Source organism: Pseudomonas peli, from assembly GCF_050563605.1.
Classification (GTDB): domain Bacteria; phylum Pseudomonadota; class Gammaproteobacteria; order Pseudomonadales; family Pseudomonadaceae; genus Aquipseudomonas; species Aquipseudomonas peli_A.
In genome coordinates, this window is the sequence record NZ_JBNXUH010000370.1 from 1 (window position 1) to 227 (window position 227).

Here is a 227-nt window from a genome sequence, read left to right on the forward strand (position 1 = left end):
TTTCTTATCCCCCCGTTTCCTGCATCAACAAATTTCTGCAGGGTGCTCTTCGGGGTGGCGTGGGGGAGAACAAGAGGGAACATGAGGGTGTTATGGGAAGGCAAATAGGTAGAGCTCTGCGCCGCAGCGAGATCAAGCGTTACGCCCTCAAGAGCGTCATCAATACGGTTGGTGTCGCGGACCAATTCCAGACCTGTCTCTTATACACATCTCGAGCCCACGAGACG

General features: G+C 54.2%; 1 pseudogene. It reads right to left on the reverse strand.

What is annotated here, in order from left to right:
• Positions 1-185: pseudogene (locus tag ACQ4LH_RS22010) on the reverse strand (flagellar filament capping protein FliD); the annotation flags it as partial.
• Positions 186-227: the final 42 nt, after the last annotated feature.